Source organism: Proteus sp. PR00224, assembly GCF_016238105.1.
GTDB lineage: Bacteria > Pseudomonadota > Gammaproteobacteria > Enterobacterales > Enterobacteriaceae > Proteus.
Genome location: NZ_JAEHQU010000023.1, coordinates 1 through 899, shown reverse-complemented (window position 1 = coordinate 899; position 899 = coordinate 1). Strand labels below are relative to the sequence as shown.

At 34.1% G+C, this 899-nt stretch carries 1 protein-coding gene; it reads left to right on the top strand.

All coding sequences use genetic code 11. From position 1 onward, the window contains the following. Positions 1 to 899 (top strand): DNA cytosine methyltransferase (locus JEP71_RS17425; protein WP_198626676.1); only part of this gene is annotated, 899 nt, incomplete at both ends.

The following is an 899-nucleotide window of genomic DNA, read 5'->3' as shown; positions in this document are numbered from 1 at the left end:
ATTAAATTTGATAAATATTACATCGCTGAAATAGATAAGTTTGCAAATAAAGTATCTGAATTTCATTATCCAGATAATATCCAGTTAGGTGACGTTAATAATTGGCGTGAGTGGGGTATTGACTGGTCAAGTGTTGGGTTAGTTACTGCGGGGTTCCCTTGTCAGTCGTGGAGTTTAGCTGGTAAGCAATTAGGCGATAAAGATGAGCGCGGTAAATTATTCTGGACGACATTAGATATAATGAGTCACGTATTAGAAAATAATCCAGACGCTAAATTTATGCTCGAAAATGTAAAAATGAAAAAAGAGTTTGAGGAATATATAACGCTTCATACCGAACGTGCATTAGGTTATGTAAATAAAACTCTTATTAATAGTTCATTATTATCAGCACAAAATAGACAACGTTATTATTGGACTAATTTTGAAATTAGCCAACCAGAAGATAAAGGTATTTTACTAAAAGATATTATTGATGATGACAGCATTACCAATAAAGAAAAGTCATATTGTATTGATGCCAATTACTCGAAAGGAACAAATTTAAGTCAGTACTTTAATAAATCTAGGCGACAAGTTGTTTTTTGTGGTGCAATTAGAGGTCGTTATATTATTAATGGAGTAAGACAAGACCATAAAATAAAAACAGCAGGACTTACCACTCAGAGATTAGAATTAAGAAATGATGAAAAAACAAATACATTAACTACCGTTCAAAAAGACAATGTTGTTGTTTATAGGGCATGCGAACCAAGGGAGCACGTTAAGCAATCCAAGGACGGATTAATTCATGTTGCTAATGCCACAGATATTAAAGGTAATGAACAGATAAAACGCATTTATTCCGATGCAGGAAAGGCTCCAACGCTATCCACATGCCAAGGCGGTCATAGAGAGCC